Annotated in this window: 15 protein-coding genes and 1 pseudogene; 10 read left to right on the top strand and 6 right to left on the bottom strand. The window is 72.9% G+C overall.

Annotated elements, in window-relative coordinates:
* Positions 1 to 2: 2 nt before the first annotated feature.
* The gene (locus tag AB0F03_RS15725) at positions 3 to 1,400 is read right to left on the bottom strand and encodes an MFS transporter (protein ID WP_361991282.1); all 1,398 of its coding nucleotides are present in this window, start codon (positions 1,398 to 1,400) and stop codon (positions 3 to 5) included.
* Entirely contained in the window at positions 1,397 to 1,834 is a 438-nt protein-coding gene (locus AB0F03_RS15720) for a MarR family transcriptional regulator (RefSeq protein WP_356822865.1), read from the bottom strand. The genes AB0F03_RS15725 and AB0F03_RS15720 overlap by 4 nt, the downstream gene beginning before the upstream one ends.
* Before the next feature lie 123 nt (positions 1,835 to 1,957).
* On the opposite strand from AB0F03_RS15720, the gene AB0F03_RS15715 reads away from it, so the two are divergent.
* The 3 genes from AB0F03_RS15715 (at position 1,958) to AB0F03_RS15705 (ending at position 6,709) form a co-directional block, all read left to right on the top strand.
* The gene (locus AB0F03_RS15715; protein ID WP_361991278.1) at positions 1,958 to 4,999 is read left to right on the top strand and encodes an FAD-linked oxidase C-terminal domain-containing protein; all 3,042 of its coding nucleotides are present in this window, start codon (positions 1,958 to 1,960) and stop codon (positions 4,997 to 4,999) included.
* A gap of 189 nt (positions 5,000 to 5,188) precedes the next feature.
* Positions 5,189 to 6,199: an SDR family oxidoreductase gene (locus AB0F03_RS15710; RefSeq protein ID WP_361991275.1), complete on the top strand. Its 1,011-nt coding sequence runs from the start codon at positions 5,189 to 5,191 to the stop codon at positions 6,197 to 6,199.
* A gap of 9 nt (positions 6,200 to 6,208) precedes the next feature.
* Positions 6,209 to 6,709: a metallophosphoesterase gene (locus AB0F03_RS15705; protein WP_361991273.1), complete on the top strand. Its 501-nt coding sequence runs from the start codon at positions 6,209 to 6,211 to the stop codon at positions 6,707 to 6,709.
* Positions 6,710 to 6,988: 279 nt separating this feature from the next.
* Here the strand turns inward: AB0F03_RS15705 and AB0F03_RS15700 are convergent, their stop codons facing one another.
* Complete coding sequence (locus tag AB0F03_RS15700) at positions 6,989 to 8,242, bottom strand: YncE family protein (RefSeq protein ID WP_361991270.1); 1,254 nt, start codon at positions 8,240 to 8,242, stop codon at positions 6,989 to 6,991.
* Positions 8,243 to 8,385: 143 nt separating this feature from the next.
* On the opposite strand from AB0F03_RS15700, the gene AB0F03_RS15695 reads away from it, so the two are divergent.
* On the top strand, positions 8,386 to 9,048 hold the full coding sequence (locus AB0F03_RS15695) for a TetR/AcrR family transcriptional regulator (RefSeq protein ID WP_361991267.1): 663 nt from the start codon (positions 8,386 to 8,388) through the stop codon (positions 9,046 to 9,048).
* A gap of 104 nt (positions 9,049 to 9,152) precedes the next feature.
* Positions 9,153 to 10,178, top strand: coding sequence for an alcohol dehydrogenase (locus tag AB0F03_RS15690; protein ID WP_361991264.1), 1,026 nt, complete (start codon positions 9,153 to 9,155; stop codon positions 10,176 to 10,178).
* Between the two features lie 35 nt (positions 10,179 to 10,213).
* Here AB0F03_RS15690 and AB0F03_RS15685 read toward each other — a convergent pair whose 3' ends face one another.
* Both AB0F03_RS15685 and ctaD read right to left on the bottom strand, forming a co-directional pair.
* Positions 10,214 to 10,552, bottom strand: coding sequence for a hypothetical protein (locus AB0F03_RS15685; RefSeq protein WP_361991261.1), 339 nt, complete (start codon positions 10,550 to 10,552; stop codon positions 10,214 to 10,216).
* Positions 10,549 to 12,174: a cytochrome c oxidase subunit I gene (ctaD, locus tag AB0F03_RS15680; protein ID WP_361991258.1), complete on the bottom strand. Its 1,626-nt coding sequence runs from the start codon at positions 12,172 to 12,174 to the stop codon at positions 10,549 to 10,551. Before ctaD ends, AB0F03_RS15685 begins: the two co-directional genes overlap by 4 nt.
* Before the next feature lie 106 nt (positions 12,175 to 12,280).
* On the opposite strand from ctaD, the pseudogene AB0F03_RS15675 reads away from it, so the two are divergent.
* A pseudogene (locus tag AB0F03_RS15675) lies at positions 12,281 to 12,781 on the top strand (sigma-70 family RNA polymerase sigma factor); the annotation flags it as partial.
* Positions 12,782 to 13,382: 601 nt separating this feature from the next.
* Positions 13,383 to 14,357 (top strand): CU044_5270 family protein, encoded by a 975-nt coding sequence (locus AB0F03_RS15670; protein WP_361991255.1) that lies wholly within the window; start codon positions 13,383 to 13,385, stop codon positions 14,355 to 14,357.
* 251 nt (positions 14,358 to 14,608) lie between these two features.
* Here the strand turns inward: AB0F03_RS15670 and AB0F03_RS15665 are convergent, their stop codons facing one another.
* Positions 14,609 to 14,974, bottom strand: a complete 366-nt coding sequence (locus AB0F03_RS15665) for a nuclear transport factor 2 family protein (protein WP_361991252.1) — start codon at positions 14,972 to 14,974, stop codon at positions 14,609 to 14,611.
* A gap of 171 nt (positions 14,975 to 15,145) precedes the next feature.
* Here AB0F03_RS15665 and AB0F03_RS15660 point away from each other — a divergent pair, with 171 nt between their 5' ends.
* The 3 genes from AB0F03_RS15660 to AB0F03_RS15650 all read left to right on the top strand — a co-directional run bounded on the left by AB0F03_RS15660 (position 15,146) and on the right by AB0F03_RS15650 (position 17,309).
* The gene (locus AB0F03_RS15660; protein WP_361991249.1) at positions 15,146 to 15,448 is read left to right on the top strand and encodes a hypothetical protein; all 303 of its coding nucleotides are present in this window, start codon (positions 15,146 to 15,148) and stop codon (positions 15,446 to 15,448) included.
* Positions 15,449 to 15,591: 143 nt separating this feature from the next.
* Entirely contained in the window at positions 15,592 to 16,680 is a 1,089-nt protein-coding gene (locus tag AB0F03_RS15655; protein ID WP_361991246.1) for an S-(hydroxymethyl)mycothiol dehydrogenase, read from the top strand.
* Complete coding sequence (locus AB0F03_RS15650) at positions 16,680 to 17,309, top strand: MBL fold metallo-hydrolase (RefSeq protein ID WP_361991243.1); 630 nt, start codon at positions 16,680 to 16,682, stop codon at positions 17,307 to 17,309. Before AB0F03_RS15655 ends, AB0F03_RS15650 begins: the two co-directional genes overlap by 1 nt.
* The last annotated feature ends 2 nt before the right edge of the window (positions 17,310 to 17,311 follow it).

Here is a 17,311-nt window from a genome sequence, read left to right as displayed (position 1 = left end):
GGTCAGGCCTTTCGAGGGGTGTGGGAGGTCAGCCGGCCGAGGGAACGGTCGGGCAGGGTCGTCGCCAGCAGCAGTGCCGAGCCGGCGAGCATGAACAGGGCCAGGCCGTGCAGCCCGGCCGTGTCGGCGCGGTGCGGGTAGAACGCCGCGGTGGCGGCGGACGCGCCGAGCGCGCCGAGGTAGGTGAAGGTCCGCAGCAGTCCGGCGGCCGAGGCGATCCGCTCGGGGTCCGCCTGCCGGTACAGGGCGTTCTGCGTGGCGAGGCCGATCAGGCCCTGCGGCACGCCGAGCAGCGCGCCGACGGCGAGCAGCAGCCAGAGCGGGCTGCCCCTGCCGACCAGGAGCAGGGCGGCGCAGCCGGCGATCTGGAGGAGCGAGCCGGTGAGCAGCTTGGCCCGCACCGCCTCACGGCGCCCGGTCAGCGCGGAGACGGTGAGTGCGGACACCGACAGCGGCAGCAGCGCGAGGCCGGCCGTCGAGGCGCTCAGGCCGCGGCCCTGCTCCAGCCACTGCGTGTAGCCGTACATGAAGGCGTAAGCCGTGGTGTAGCCAAGGAACTGGCGCAGGTAGGTGGCGAGCAGCGGGCCGTTGCCGCCGAGCACCCGCAGGTCGATGAAGGGGTCGGGGACCCGCAGCTCGCGCACCGCGAAGCCGGTGGCGGCGACGGCGGACAGCACCGGCAGGTACCAGCGGTCCGCGCGCGGGTCCGTCAGGAACAGCATCAGCGCGACGAGCAGGACCGCGAACAGCACCATGCCGGGCAGGTCCACGCCCCGCTGCCGACGCCCCGGTGTGCGCGGCAGCCGCAGGGCGCCCAGCACGAGACAGGCGGCGGACAGCGGGACGTTGACGGTGAACACGGTCCGCCAGCCGCCCACGCCGATCAGCAGTCCGCCGAGCGCGGGCCCTACCACGGCCACCGTCTGGTTGGCGACGGCCAGCACGGCCAGGACGCCCGCCGGGCTGTCCCGCCCGGTGCGCTCGGCCTCGCCCCGGGTCAGCCGCATCGCCGCCGGGTACGCCGCCGACGTGCCCAGGCCCAGCAGCACCCGGGCGGCGATCAGCGCCCCCAGCGAAGGCGCCGACGCGCCCAGCAGACCGGCGACGCCCACCAGGGCCGTACCGGTGAGGTACAGCCCGCGCGGGCCGTACATGTCCACCAGGCGGCCCATGACGGGCTGGCCGACGGCGGTCGCCAGGTAGAGCGCGGAGACCAGCCACACCGTCCGGGCCGGCGGCGCCCCGAAGGCGACGCCGATCGGCACCAGCGCCACGGCGATCATCGAGGAGTTGACGGGGTTCAGGACCGAGCCGAGGACCATCGGCGCGACGAGCCGGCGGTCGAATCCGGCGGGGGAGGGGCCGGTGGTCCCGGTGCGGGCCCTGAGCCTCGGTATCACGGGCGCGACAGCCGTTCCATCAGCTCCAGCGCGGCGAGGACCGTCTGCCGCTCCTCCTCGGTGTAGCGGTCCTGGAAGGCGCGGGCGAGCCACTCCTCGCGCACCTGCCTGTTGCCCTCGACGCGGGCCCGGCCGGTGTCGGTCAGGGTGACCAGCTGGCGGCGCCCGTCGTCGGGGTCGGGGGCGCGGCGGACCAGCCCGTGCTGCTCCAGGGCGGCCAGCGTGGTGGCCATGGACTGCGGGCGCACCCCCTCGGCGGCGGCGAGGGCGCTGGCCGTGGCCGCGCCGTGCTTGCCGGCCAGGGTGAGCGCCGACTCCTGGGAGGGGCTGAGGTCGGCGTCGCGCGCCACCTCGCGGATGCGGCGCCGCAGCCTGCTGAAGACCACGCGCAGATCACGTGCGGCCCGGGCGGCGGAGTCGGAGATGTCGGCCATGACGTCAGCCTAGGGTCGACAGGATCAACTGTCCAGTCCAGGCTGTTCAGTTTTACCTGTCTGTTTACTCGGGTACTCGCCCGCCCGGACAGGGCAGTACACCGGTGAACCCAGGGAGCACAGATGACCTCTCCGGACACGTCCGGCCTGGAGGCGGCTCTCCGCGCCGAGGTGGACGGCGAAGTCCGCTTCGACCCGGGCAGCCGCGGTGCCTACGCCACGGACGGCTCGAACTACCGGCAGCTCCCGCTGGGCGTCGTCGCTCCCCGCACCGTCGAGGCGGGCGCGCGGGCGGTGTCGGTGTGCGCGCGCTTCGACGCCCCCGTCCTCTCCCGGGGCGGCGGCACCAGCCTGGCCGGGCAGACCACCAACACCGCCGTGGTGATCGACTGGAGCAAGTACTGCACCGGGCTGCTGAGCGTCGACCCGGAGCGGCGCACCTGCGTGGTCGAACCCGGCATCGTCCTGGACGAACTCAACCGCCGACTCGCCGCCCACAAGCTCCAGTTCGGGCCGAAACCCTCGACCCACAGCCACTGCGCGCTGGGCGGCATGATCGGCAACAACTCCTGCGGCGCCTCCGCCCAGGCCTACGGCAAGACCGTCGACAACGTCCGGCGCCTGGAGATCCTCACCTACGACGGGCAGCGCGCCTGGGTCGGCCCCACCCCGCACGCCGAACGCGACCGCGTCATCGCCGGCGGCGGCCGGCTCGCCGAGCTGTACGCCGGCCTGGACCGCCTCGCCACCGACCACCTGGCCGACATCCGCCGCGGCTTCCCGAAGATCCCGCGCCGCGTCTCCGGCTACAACCTCGACTCCCTGCTGCCCGAGAACGGCTTCGACCTCGCCAAGGCACTCGTCGGCAGCGAGGGCACCCTGGTCACCGTCCTGCGCGCCGAACTCGACCTCGTACCCGTGCCGGCGTGCCAGTCCCTGCTGGTCCTCGGCTACGACGACATCTGCGCCGCCGCCGACGACGTGTCCCGCCTGCTGGAGCACTGCTCGCCCACCCAGCTGGAGGCCCTGGACGGCCGTATGGCCCAGCTGATGCGCGAGGAGCACGCCTACCTCGACTCGCTCGCCGTCCTGCCCGAGGGCGACAGCTGGCTGCTGATCCAGTACAGCGGCGACAGCAAGGAGGACGTCGACGGGCAGGCACACGCCCTGCTCCGGGCCATCGGCCGCGACGAGAACGACGCGAACGTCGCCTTCTCCGACAACCCCGAGCGCGAACAGAAGATGCTCAGGGCCCGGGAGGCCGGACTCGGCGTCACCGCGCGCCCGCCGGACGGCCGGGAGACCTGGGAGGGATGGGAGGACTCCGCCGTACCACCCGAACGGCTCGGCGACTATCTGCGCGACCTCAAGAAGCTGTTCGAGGAGTTCGGCTACGACCACCCGTCCCTGTACGGCCACTTCGGGCAGGGCTGCGTCCACACCCGCATCCCCTTCGGGCTGAGGACCGCCGACGGCGTCGCCGGCTTCCGCCGCTTCCTGGAACGCGCCGCCGACCTCGTCACCTCCTACGGCGGCTCCCTGTCGGGCGAGCACGGCGACGGCCAGGCCCGGGGCGAACTGCTCACCCGGATGTTCGGCGAACGGCTCGTGACCGCGTTCGGGGAGCTGAAGGCGCTCTTCGACCCCCGCGACCGGATGAACCCCGGCAAGATCGTCCACCCGAACCCCGTCGACGGACAGCTGCGGCTCGGCCCCTCCTGGCGGCCCGTCACCCCGGCCACCCACTTCGGCTTCCCCGAGGACGACCACTCCTTCAACCGGGCGGTGATGCGCTGCGTCGGCATCGGCAACTGCCGCGGCCACACCGGCGGCGTGATGTGTCCCTCGTACCGGGCCACCATGGAGGAGGAGCACTCCACCCGCGGCCGGGCCCGGCTGCTGTTCGAGATGCTCGACGGCCACGCCGACTCCGCCGTCAAGGACGGCTGGCGCTCCACCGCCGTACACGACGCGCTCGACCTGTGCCTGGCCTGCAAGGGCTGCAAGTCCGACTGCCCGACCGGCGTCGACATGGCGACCCTGAAGGCGGAGTTCCTCTCCCACCACTACGCGGGCCGGCTGCGCCCCGCCGCCCACTACTCGATGGGCTGGCTCCCGGTGTGGGCGCGGCTCTCCCGCCTCGCCCCGGCCCTCGTCAACTCCGTGCTGCACGCTCCCGGACTGGCCCGCGCGGGCAAACGGCTGGCCGGCCTCGACCGGGCCCGCCCCGCCCCGGTGTTCGCCGGCGAGTCCTTCCTCCAGTGGTGGCGCTCCCGCGACCGCGAGAACCCCGATCCCGCCGATCCGCGCGCCGTCGTCCTGTGGCCCGACACCTTCAGCACCTACTTCCACCCCTCGATCGCGATCTCGGCCGTACGGGTCCTCGAGGACGCGGGATTCCGGGTCGCCGTCCCGGACGAGCCCGTGTGCTGCGGCCTGACCTGGATCTCCACCGGCCAGCTGCCCGTCGCCAAGAAGGTGCTGCGCCGCACCCTCGACGTGCTCGGCCCCTACCTGGAGGCCGGCACCCCGGTCATCGGCCTGGAACCCTCCTGCACGGCCGTCTTCCGCTCCGACGCCCCCGAACTGCTCCCCGACGACCAGGACGTGCGGCGGCTGGCCGGGCAGACGCGCACGTTCGCCGAACAGCTCGTCCACCACGCGCCGGACGGCTGGCGGCCCCCGCACCTCGCCCGGCCGGCGACCGTGCAGACCCACTGCCACCAGCACGCCGTCATGAAGTTCGACGCCGACCGCGAACTGATGCGCCGCGCCCGTCTCGACCCCGAGGTCCTCGACGAGGGCTGCTGCGGCCTGGCCGGCAACTTCGGCTTCGAACACGGACACCACGAGGTGTCCATGGCCGTCGCCGAGCAGGGCGTCCTGCCCGCCGTGCGCGCGGCGGCCCCGGACAGCCTGGTCCTCGCCGACGGCTTCAGCTGCCGCACCCAGATCGAGCAGGGCGGCACCGGCCGCCGCGCCCTGCACCTCGCCGAGGCCATGGCGCTGGGCCTGGACGGCGACCTGCCCGGCGACCACCCCGAACGCTCGGCCGACCGCCCGCCCCGGCCGTCCCGCACCTCCCGCTGGGCGACGACCGCCTCCGCCGCCGCTCTGGCCGCGGGTGCCGTCCTCGCACTGCGCCGGTTCGGACGGCGGGCCTGAACGGCGGGGAAGGCGAGAACGGAACCTGCGCCATCCGGAGCGGTTTCCGGCATCACCCCCGAGCCGACGGGGCACCCGGGCCCGGCCTGGCGCTCGTCGAGGAGCGGGCGGCACCCTGCTGGGTGGAGTGACGGACGTCCCGCCGGGGAACCCCTGCCGGCAGACATCGCGTCGAAAGAGGAGAGGTCCATGCCCCCCACCGTCGTCATCACCGGTGCCAGCGCCGGCATCGGCCGTGCCACCGCCCGCCTGTACGCCCGGCGCGGCGCCGATGTCGTCCTGGTCGCACGCGGCGAGGGCGGCCTGAAGGAGGCGGCCGACGAGGTCGCCGCGCTGGGTGGACGGCCTCTGGTGCAGGTGGCCGACGTGGCCGACGCGGCCCGGCTGGAGGCCGTCGCCGACGCCGCGGAGAAGGCGTTCGGTCCCATCGACGTATGGATCAACTGCGCGTTCTCCACCGTGTTCGCGCCGTTCGACGAGATCACCGCCGAGGAGTTCCAGCGGGTCACCGAGGTGACCTACCTCGGCTTCGTCAACGGCACCCGCACGGCCCTGAAGCGCATGCTGCCCCGCGACCGGGGCACGATCGTGCAGGTCGGCTCCGCGCTCGGGGAGCGGTCGATCCCGCTGCAATCGGCGTACTGCGGCGCCAAGCACGCCATCAACGGCTTCACGTCCGCCCTGCGCACGGAACTGCTGCACCGCGGCAGCAACGTGCACGTCACCGTCGCCCAGATGCCCGCCGTCAACACCCCCCAGTTCCAGTGGGTCCGCTCCCGGCTGCCCAAGCACCCCACGCCGGTCGCCCCGATCTACCAGCCCGAGGTCGCCGCGCGGAGCGTGCTGTACGCGGCCGGGCACCCGCACCGCAAGCAGTACTACGTCGGTGCCTCCACCGCCGCCACCATCTGGGCGAACCGGTTCGCCCCGGCCCTGCTCGACCGCTACCTGGCCCGCACCGGCTTCGACTCCCAGCAGACCGACCGCATCCCGCCCGCCGGTCTGGACAACCTCTTCGAACCGGTGGACCGGGAGCGCGCCGACGACCAGGGCGCCCACGGCGCCTTCGACGACAGCTCCCACGCCCACTCGTGGCAGGAGACCCTGGTCCGGCACCCGGCCGCCACCGCCCTCGGCGCGGGCGCCGTCGTCCTCGGCACCGTGCGCGGCATCCGCCGCCTCACCTCCCGATCCGCCTAGGCCGACACCGTGCGCCTCCTGGTCATGTCCGACACGCACCTGCCCAAGCGGGCCAAGCGGCTTCCGGAACAGCTGCTCGCCGAACTCCCGCACGCGGACGCCGTCCTGCACGCCGGTGACTGGGTCGACACCGCCACCCTCGACCTGCTGGAGAGCCGCAGCCGCCGGCTGATCGGCGTGTACGGCAACAACGACGGCCCCGACCTGCGCGCCCGCCTCCCCGAGGTGGCCCACGCCGAGCTGGGCGGCCTGCGCTTCGCCGTCGTGCACGAGACCGGCCCCGCGCAGGGCCGCGAGGCCCGCTGCGCCGCCCGCTTCCCCGGCGTGGACGTCCTCGTCTTCGGGCACAGCCACATCCCCTGGGACACCACCGCCCCCGGCGGACTGCGCCTCCTCAACCCGGGCTCCCCGACCGACCGCCGCCGCCAGCCCCACTGCACCTACCTCACGGCGACGGTCACCGACGGAACCCTGACCGAGGTCACCCTGCACCGGCTTCCCCGGCGCTGACCGACACCACCACGCCTGTCCGGCCACCCGTGCGAGGATGCCGGGATCATCAGCAGCACCGGCATGTCCACCGCCCGCCCACACGCCCGGCGTCCCGGTCACCGTGGATCCGGAGCCCGGCGGTACCGCCAGCCGCCGATGCTCTCGGCGAGGTCCGAGCCGGCCACATGGGCGGCGGCACGGTCGTGACGCGCGGCGAGGTGGCCTCCGGGTGAGTGGGGCATCCCGGAGACCACCGCCTGACAGTCACCGTCCGAGCCGCGCCCGGCCGGTGACCGGTCAACTGCCGCCGGGGCCCGTCCAGTCGGTACGGACGTGCCCCAGGCGGACGCGCTGCGGATGGTCGCCGACCGGGACCGACGTCACCTTCCGCCCGGTGGCGAAGTCGATCGCCGTCACCTGGTCCGCGCCGCTCTCGGAGATGACGCAGTCCTTGCCGTCACCGCTGACCGTCGCCCAGTACGGCTTGGACGCCGCCACCAGCGGGCCCTCCTGGAGGGTGGCGCGGTCGACCACGGTCGCGTAGTCGTCCATGGTCCCCGCGACGCACAGCTTGGTGCCCTCCGGGTTCATCGAGAGGCCGTGGTGCCGCGAGTCGTTGACCCAGGTCGTGCGGTCCTCGCTGGTCGCCGGGTTCTTCGGCAGGGTCTTCACCCGGGTGATCCGGTCGGTGGCGATGTCGTACTCCAGGAAGCCGTTGAAGAACGACACCTGGAAGTACAGCTTGGACTCGTCGGGGGAGAAGACCGCCGGGCGTACCGCGTCGGAGAAGTCCTTCAGCCCGAACGCGTCCAGCCGCTGCCGCATGTCGATGACCTTGACCTGCTTGTACGTCGTCGCGTCCACGACCGTGATGTGCCGGTCGCCCTTCGTCCAGTCCCAGCCGGGGTCGTCCAGTGCCGTGTTGACGTCGCCGATGGCCATGTTCCAGATGTACTTGCCGTCCCTGGTGAAGATGTTCTCGTGCGGCTTGTCCCCGGTGGCGAAGGACCCGAGCTGCTTGCCGGTGGTGATGTCCAGGACGTGCACGGTGTTCGCGGTCGAGGCGGAGACGGCGACCCGGGTGCCGTCCGGGGAGACCGCCATGTGGTCGGCGCGGTAACCCGACACGGGGAAACGCCAGTTGACCTTCCCGGTGGCCAGGTCGAGCGAGACGACGTCCGCGAAGCTGGGCCGGGACACCACGACCGACCTGCCGTCCGGGGTGGAGTACATGTCGTCGGCGTACTGGTCGTGGCCCTCGCCGACGCTGTTGCGGATCGCCTGGAAGTAGATCCACTTGACGGGGTCCGCGTTGATCTCCTTCATCCGCGCGTCCTTGTCGGGGATGACGTCGATGCGGCCGACCTTCCCGAAGTCACCGCTGGACCTGATGACGTCGGCGGTGCCGTCCCAGTTGTTGCCGACGAACAGCACCTCGCGCAGGTTGTCGGCGGCGGAGGGCGCCGCCGAGGCGGCGGTCGCGGGACCGGCCGCGGCCAGGACGAGGGCGGCGGCCACGGAGCACAGGTGCCTGGTTCTCGAAGCAGGCATGACGGCTCTCTTTCCTCGGTGGGGGAATCTGAACACGCGTGCTTTCACAGTGAACTTACTGAAAAGTAAGGACGGGCCCGCCTTCTCGACAAGAGGTGTGCACGACAAGATTGGCTGAGCGGCGGAATGACGGAGGGGAACACGTGGACGGCAGGCTCAGGGCGCCGACGGGACGCTACGGCGGCCGGTCGGCCGAGGAGCGGCAGGCCGAGCGCCGCCGCCGCTTCCTCGACGCGGCGCTGCGGCTGTTCGGCGGCACCCCCGGCTACCGGGGGACCACCGTCGCCGCGCTGAGCCACGCCGCCGGCCTGTCCACGCGCCAGTTCTACGAGGAGTTCCGCACCCTGGAGGACGTCCTCGCCGCCCTGCACCTCCAGGTCAACGACTGGGCGGAGCAGGCCGTCCTGGACGACCTGGCCGCCGCCGAGGGACTGCCGCTGGCCGAGCGTGCCACCGCGCTCTTCCGGGCCTACGCCCGCGGCGTCACCTGCGACCCGCACCGCGTCCGCATCACCTTCGTGGAGATCGTCGGTGTCAGTCCCCGTCTGGAGGAGCAGCGGCTGACCCGCCGGGCCCGCTGGATCGACCTCATCCGCGCCGAGGCGGACGCGGCCGTGGCCCGGGGGGAGGCGGCGCCCCGCGACTACCGCCTCGCCGCCACGGCATTCATCGGCAGCGTCAACGGCCTGCTGCACGACTGGACCGCCGGCTGGGTGGACGCCACCCTGGACGAGGTGGTGGACGAGCTGGTCCGGCTGCTGCTGGGCATGCTCCGGCCGGAGGGCTGGCGGCCCCGCGGCGGGTGACGCGGCACGTGCGGCGACCGTACCCCGGCCGGTTCGGCGCGCGGGATCGGTCCGGAGCTGATGTGCTGGTGCGGGGGGCCGTCGCACGTTCTCCGGAGAGAGCCATGAGTACCTACCGAGTCGCGCAGGTGACCACCGCGGGCGGTCCGTTCGAGCTGACCGAGCGGGAGGTGCCGCAGCCGGGCCCCGGCCAGGTGCGCATCGCCGTCGAGGCGTGCGGCATCTGCCACAGCGACGCCTTCTTCGTGACCGCCGGACTGCCGGGCATCACGTTCCCCGAGGTCCCCGGGCACGAGATCGCCGGGCGGATCGAAGCGCTCGGCGAGGGAGCGCGGGACCGCGGATGGGAGGCCGGCGACCGGGTCGCGGTCGGCTGGTTCGGCGGCAGCTGCGGCCACTGCCGGGCCTGCCGCCGGGGCGACTTCATCCTCTGCGTCGAGCTGGCGGTCCCGGGCTGGGCCTACGACGGCGGCTTCGCCGAGCAGGTCGTCGCCCCCGTCGACGCCCTTGCCCGGATTCCCGACGCGCTCGCGGCGAGCGACGCCGGGCCCATGGCCTGCGCGGGCGTCACCACGTACAACGGGCTGCGGCGCAGCTCCGCCCGGCCGGGGGACCTGGTCGCGGTCCTCGGCGTCGGCGGCCTCGGCCACCTCGGCGTGCAGTACGCGGTCGCGATGGGCTTCGAGACCGTGGCCATCGCCCGGGGCGCGGAGAAGGCCGGTTTCGTCAAGCAACTGGGTGCCCACCACTACGTCGACAGCACCGCCGGGACCCCGGTGGCCGAGGCGCTCCAGGCCCTCGGCGGAGCGCAGGTCGTGCTGGCCACCGCCGGCAACTCCGAGGCCATCACGGCCACCGTGGACGGACTCGGGCCGCGCGGCGAGCTGGTGGTCATCGGCGCCACCCCCGAGCCGCTCGGCATCAGCCCGGTCCAGCTGATCGGAGCCGGCCGTGTCATCCGCGGCCACCCCTCCGGCACCGCCCAGGACGTCGAGGACACCATGGCGTTCAGCGCCTTGCACGGCATCCGCCCGATGACCGAGACGGTACCGCTGGAGCAGGCCGGGGAGGCTTACGACCGCATGATCGCCGGCGCCGCCCGGTTCCGGATGGTGCTGACCATGCGGTGACCGTCCGGTGACCGGCGGGACGGAGCCGGCCGGCTCTACGTGGTGGCGGCCAGCGTCAGCAGCACCGTCGCCGCCAGCACCGCACAGCCCAGGACGCAGCAGGCCACCAGCCGCGCGCGCAGCGCCCGGTACCGTGCCTCGTACGCTCGCCGCAGCTCCTCCGCCCGCGCGGCCGTGCGGTGCCACGAGAGCCGGGCCAGTACCAGGTACTCCGCCTCGAACTGCCGCTCCACGTCGTCACGCTGGGTGTCGGTGAGCCAGCCCAGCCGGGACGTGAGCCGGACCGCGGCGGTACGGCCCTCCTCGCGCGCGGCGGCCAGCAGCAGATGCCCCTCGACCTGCCGGACGAGGGCCCGCTCGTCGTGGGCCGTCACCGCGCCGTCAACTCCTTCTCCACCGGCTCCACACCGGGGTGGTGCAGGTCGAACGCCGGGGACTCGCTGCGGATCCGCGGCAGGGTGAGGAAGTTGTGCCGCGGGGGCGGGCAGGAGGTCGCCCACTCCAGCGAGCGGCCGTAACCCCACGGGTCGTCCACGCCGACCGGCTTGCCGTACCTGGCCGTCTTCCACACGTTGTACAGGAACGGCAGCAGGGCGGAGCCGAGCAGGAACGAGAAGACCGACGAGACCGTGTTGAGCGTGGTGAGCCCCTCGACGGCGAGATAGTCGGGAATCCGGCGCTGCATGCCCTGGGCGCCCAGCCAGTGCTGGACCAGGAAGGTGCCGTGGAAGCCGATGAACAGCGTCCAGAAGGTGATCTTGCCGAGGCGCTCGTCCAGCATCTTGCCGGTGAACTTGGGCCACCAGAAGTGGAAGCCGGCGAACATGGCGAAGACGACCGTACCGAACACGACGTAGTGGAAGTGCGCCACCACGAAGTAGCTGTCGGAGATGTGGAAGTCGATGGGCGGCGAGGCGAGCATGACGCCGGTCAGCCCGCCGAAGAGGAACGTGATCAGGAAGCCGGTGGCCCAGAGCATCGGTGTCTCGAAGGACAGTGAGCCCTTCCACATCGTGCCGATCCAGTTGAAGAACTTCACCCCGGTCGGGACGGCGATCAGGAAGGTCATGAAGGAGAAGAACGGCAGCAGCACACCGCCGGTGACGTACATGTGGTGGGCCCACACCGTCACGGACAGACCGGCGATCGCGATGGTCGCGGCGATCAGCCCCATGTAGCCGAAGATCGGCTTGCGGCTGAACACCGGGATCACTTCGGAGATGATCCCGAAGAACGGTAGCGCGATGATGTACACCTCCGGATGGCCGAAGAACCAGAAGAGGTGTTGCCACAGCAGCGCTCCGCCGTTCGCGGCGTCGAAGACGTGGGCGCCGAACTTGCGGTCCGCCTCCAGGGCGAACAGGGCGGCAGCCAGCACCGGGAAGGCCAGCAGGACCAGCACACCGGTCAGCAGCACGTTCCACACGAAGATCGGCATGCGGAACATGGTCATGCCCGGGGCGCGCATGCAGATGATCGTGGTGATGAAGTTGACCGAGCCGAGGATCGTGCCGAAGCCGGAGAAGGCCAGACCCATGATCCACATGTCGGCGCCCATGCCCGGCGAACGCACCGCGTCCGACAGGGGCGCATAGGCGAACCAGCCGAAGTCGGCCGCACCCTGCGGGGTGAGGAAGCCGGCGACGGCGACCAGCGAGCCGAACAGGTACAGCCAGTAGGCGAACATGTTCAGCCGCGGGAACGCCACGTCGGGCGCGCCGATCTGGAGCGGCATGATCCAGTTCGCGAAACCGGCGAACAGGGGGGTGGCGAACATCAGCAGCATCACGGTGCCGTGCATCGTGAACGTCTGGTTGAACTGCTCGTTCGACATGATCTGAAGGCCCGGCCGGGCCAGTTCGGCGCGCATGAGCAGCGCCATCACGCCACCGATCAGGAAGAACGCGAACGCGGTGGCCAAGTAGAGCGTGCCGATCGTCTTGTGATCGGTGCTGGTGAGCCACTGGACGGCTCTGGTGTCTCTGATCCTCTTCACGACCCGCCTGTGTCCGCGCCCGGAGCGCGGGTCACACTCGCGGGACGCGAGGAGCATCACGGAAGAAGGGTGTGACGATCCGGGGGCTGCCGGACACGGACCGAGCATGAGCAACGACGAGACCTTCGCCGCTGCCTATCGCGAGCACTACTGGGCGGTCAGCCGCTATGTCGCGAGGCGGCTTCAGGGGCGGGCCGGCGAGGTGGAGGAAGTGGTGGCGGAGGTGTTCACGGTCGCCTGGCGGCGCCGGGCCGACCTGCCGGCCACGCCGCTGCCCTGGCTGTACGGGGTGGCCCGCAACTGCCTGGCCAACGCGGTACGCGGCTACGGGCGGCGGCGCCGGCTGGTGGACCGGCTCGGCAACGACGAGGCCGCGCACGGCCGGCACATCGCGGTGGGCCCCGACGCGGAGGAGCCGGGTGCCTGGGTGCACGAGGCCCTCGACCGGCTGTCCCCGGCCGATCAGGAAGTGCTGCGCCTCGCCGCCTGGGAGGAACTCGACGCCGAGGAGATCGCGGTCGCCCTCGGCTGCGGCCGTCGCGCGGCAACGATGCGCCTGTACCGGGCCCGCCGCCGGCTACGTACCGAGATCGACCACCTGCGACCCACGACACGCCCACCCGACGCCCCTGCGGCGCTGCCGGCCGACGTATCACCGGAGCAGCGCGTGCGTCCGGTGCCGGGGTCGGTCGACGGGCCGCTGGATCACGGTCCGCGGTCCGGACCTCAGTCGGCTGGCGCATCGCTGGACCAGTGTGTGCGTCCGGTGCCGGGGTCGGTCGACGGGCCGCTGGATCACGGTCCGCGGTCCGGACCTCGGCCGGCCGACACGCCACCCGACCAGAGCCTGCGGCCCGGATCTCAACCGGCCGTCACCCTGTCCGGTCAGCGGCGGCGTCCGGGGCCGCCGCCGGCCGGAGTACCTTCCGGGCACCGTCCCCGGGGCGCGGCGACGGCGTCGGCCGACGCGGCCGCTCCGGTTCGGCGGCGGGTGGTGCCCGGCCCCGCCGAGGCCAGTGCCGATGCCGCCGGTCCGGTCCGCCGGACGGCCGGCCCCGTCCGGTCCGCCGCGCCGGTGCCCGCCGCTGAGGTCGCTCCGGGGCGTTCGACCGCCGACCCCGCCCCGCCCCTGGCGTCGGCGGACGCCGGTGCGGTCCCGTCGTCCCCCGTGCCCACCGTTGACGCATGCCTGTGCGAGGACCCCCGACATGCCTGACGAACTCGATCTCCTCCGCCACGCCAACCCGGTCCCCGCGGACGGTCCCGACTTCGGTGACGGTCCGCTGGGCCACCGTGCCGAGCGGCGGCTGGAGCACCTGCTGCACGGGGCCCGGCCGGCGCGCCGCGCCCCCCGCGCCCGGCTGCTGTGGGGCCTGGCCGCCACCGGCGTCGTCCTGGCGACCGCGCTCACCGCGCTCCTCGGCGGGCCGAACACCCAGCCCGCCACCGCCGCGCCCCGCCCACTGACCGTCCGCGCCCAGGCCACGCGCGTACCGCTGGCGGAACTGGCCGACATGGCCGCGGCTGCCGCCGCCGACGGCTCCCCGCGCCTGCGCAAGGGCACGCACATGCAGTCCTGGAGCCTCGGCATGGCCGACGGCAGGCCGCCCGTCACCCTGCCCGAGGAACGCGTCGTGCGCTGGCGCGCGGACGACAGCCACACCGAGCTGGTCGTGGCGACCGACCCGCGCCGTCCGGGCCGCCCGGTCCTCACCGACGAGGGCGACGACCCGCACATGGTGGCCGACGGCCACGTCCTCAGCCGGATCACGTATCCGCCGAGCTGGAGCGACGCCCCGCCCGAGGCGCCGCCGCCGCACACCCCGGCCGCCCTGCGCGCCTACCTCGCCGAGACCGTGCACACAGACTCCCTGGGCACCCCCGAACTGCTGGCAGCCGTCGAGGAGTTGCTGGGCCACTGGACGCTGGGCGTCCGCGAGTCCGCGGCGCTGGTCCGGGTGCTCGCGGACGCCGAGGGGCTGCGGCCGGCCGGACAGGTGACGGACCGCCTGGGCCGGCCGGGGCAGGCGTACGTGTACGCGGGCGGGGGCGACCGGCGGATGCTGATCCTCGACCCGCGCACCGGTGCCGTCCTGGGTCTGGAGACCACCTTCACCCGGGACGCTCTCGAGTACGGGGTGAAGGCCGGGGACGTGATGGACTACCGGGTCTGGATGCGCTGACCACCGGAGCCGGCCCCGCGCCGAGCCCCGTAGGGCGCGACGTGGCGGGACGCCACGTCGGCCTCGCGGCACCGTCCAAGCGTCCGGTGCGTCCGGCGGCCTTCTTCGCGGCGTCGCCGGCGATGCGGTGGGCGAGCGCCGTGCCGCGTGCGTACGGTCCCCGGACCGCTCACCGGGTCCAGGCCGTCCGGGAGGTGACCTGGACCCGCGCGATCCTCCTCGGGAGGCCTGCCGCCGTACCCGGCCGGGTGCTATTCGTCCCAGGCCTGGACGATGAGCTGGTCGGCTATCTTGCCGTCCCGCAGGGTGACCATCGACTCGGAGAGCACGCGGGTGCCGTCCGCGTACTCGCAGGCCTCGCTGTAGGCGGCGTGGTCCCCCTCCACGACGCACCGTTCCAGCTTGTGCGTCATGTCGCGGCTGTAGACGTCGTCCAGCAACTCGGCGATCTGGCCCCGGCCGTGCAGGACCGCGGGGCTGCTGGGCTGGTGGTTGTGGTCGACGATGCGGATCTCCGCGTCGTCCGCGTAGAGCGACAGAAGGGTGTTCCCGGTGTTCCCCTCTACGGCCCGGCGCAGTGTGTCGGAGTCGAACGAGGACCCCGTCGCGGTGCCCATGGTGACCTCCTTCAGACGCCCGCGGCCCGACGAGGAGCGGGCCGCACGGACCCCACCTCCGAGACTCCTCCGTCCGGACGGACACGGCAAACGCAGCGGCCTGATCCGCCTCACGGGTGAGCACGGGCCGCCGCCCGTGTCCGGCCCGGGCCCGCACCCGTTGGTGAGGGCATGATCTCAACACGACGCATCGCCGCCGCCGTCGGTCTGGCCGCCGGGATCGCCGGTATCGCCGTACCGTCGGCGAACGCCGCCGACGCCGGCGCACCGCTCGTCGGGAAGCTCAGCGCGCTGTCCACGCTGGACTCGCTCGCCGGCGCCGGCATGCCCGCAGCGGAGCAGGGCCGGGTGCCCCGGGTCACCGACCAGATGCAGGCACTGAAGCACTTGAAGGACCTGAACCAGCTCGGCCAGGTGGAGCAGGCCCTCGCCCCCGCCGCACCCTTGCTCGGCCTGGCTCCCGCCATCCACTGATCCCGCCCCTGCCCCGAGGGCCGTCCCGTCCGGGGCGGCCCGTGCGCCTGGAAAGATCCACGACCGTCCTCGTGGACCGTCCCGCTGCCGATCGGCGGCGCGTAGGGTCGGCAGCGAAGGTATTCGAAGGAAGGGGCCAGGCCATGGCGCAGGAAGTACGCGGCGTGATCGCACCGGGGAAGGACGAGCCCCTGCGGCTCGAGACGATCGTGGTCCCGGACCCGGGTCCGGGCGAGGCCGTCGTGCGCATCCAGGCCTGCGGGGTCTGTCACACCGATCTGCACTACAAACAGGGCGGCATCTCGGACGACTTCCCCTTCCTGCTCGGCCACGAGGCCGCCGGTGTGGTGGAGTCGGTCGGCGAGGGCGTCACCGACGTCGCCCCCGGTGACTTCGTCATCCTGAACTGGCGTGCCGTGTGCGGGCAGTGCCGGGCCTGTCTGCGCGGCCGGCCCTGGTACTGCTTCAACACCCACAACGCGCGGCAGAAGATGACCCTCGCCGCGACCGGTCAGGAACTCTCCCCGGCCCTCGGTATCGGCGCGTTCGCCGAGAAGACGCTCGTGGCCGCCGGCCAGTGCACCAAGGTCGACCCGTCCGTCTCCCCGGCGGTCGCCGGGCTGCTGGGCTGCGGGGTGATGGCCGGCATCGGCGCCGCGATCAACACCGCGGGCGTCGGCCGGGGCGACTCGGTCGCCGTCATCGGCTGTGGTGGTGTCGGCGGCGCGGCGATCACGGGGGCGTACCTGGCCGGCGCGGCGAAGGTCATCGCCGTGGACATCGACGACCGCAAACTGGACAAGGCCCGCACACTCGGCGCCACCCACACCGTCAACTCCAAGGACACCGACCCGGTCGAGGCGATCCGCGAACTGACCGGCGGGTTCGGCGCCGACGTCGTCATCGAGGCCGTCGGCCGCCCCGAGACCTACCAGCAGGCCTTCTACGCCCGCGACCTCGCCGGCACGGTCGTCCTCGTCGGTGTCCCCACCCCGGAGATGAAGCTCGAACTGCCCCTGCTGGACGTCTTCGGCCGCGGCGGCGCCCTGAAGTCCTCCTGGTACGGCGACTGCCTGCCCTCCCGGGACTTCCCCATGCTGATCGACCTCCACCTCCAGGGCCGGCTCCCGCTCGACGCGTTCGTCACGGAGACCGTCCAGCTCGACGAGGTGGAGAAGGCGTTCGAGCGGATGCACCACGGCGACGTGCTGCGCTCGGTGGTCGTGCTCTGATGGCCGCCCGCATCGAACGCCTCGTCACCGCGGGCCGGTTCACCCTGGACGGCGGCACCTGGGACGTCGAGAACAACGTGTGGCTCGTCGGCGACGACCACGAGGTGATCGTCATCGACGCCGCTCACGACGCGGACGCGGTCGCCCGCGCCGTCGGCGACCGCCGGCTCACCGCGATCGTGTGCACCCACGCCCACAACGACCACGTCAACGCGGCGCCGGAACTGGCCGACCGCACCGGCGCCGTGATCTGGCTGCACCCCGACGACCTGCCGCTGTGGAAGCTCACCCACCCCGACCGCGACCCCGACCGGCACCTCACCGACGGCCAGGTCATCGAGGCCGCCGGCGCCGACCTGACCGTCCTGCACACCCCCGGCCACGCCCCGGGCGCCGTCTGCCTGTACGACCCCGGGCTCGGCACGGTGTTCACCGGCGATACCCTGTTCCAGGGCGGCCCGGGGGCCACCGGGCGCTCCTACTCCCACTTCCCGACGATCATCGACTCCATCCGGGACCGGCTCCTCACCCTCCCACCGGAGACGAAGGTCCTCACCGGGCACGGGGACGCGACGTCCATCGGCGCCGAGGCGTCCCACCTGGAGGAGTGGATCGCCCGCGGACACTGACG

The organism is Streptomyces sp. NPDC028722, from assembly GCF_040637655.1.
In the GTDB taxonomy this organism is placed as follows: domain Bacteria; phylum Actinomycetota; class Actinomycetes; order Streptomycetales; family Streptomycetaceae; genus Streptomyces.
The sequence above is the reverse complement of the archived record's forward strand: the minus strand, read 5'-3'. Positions and strand labels throughout refer to the sequence as shown.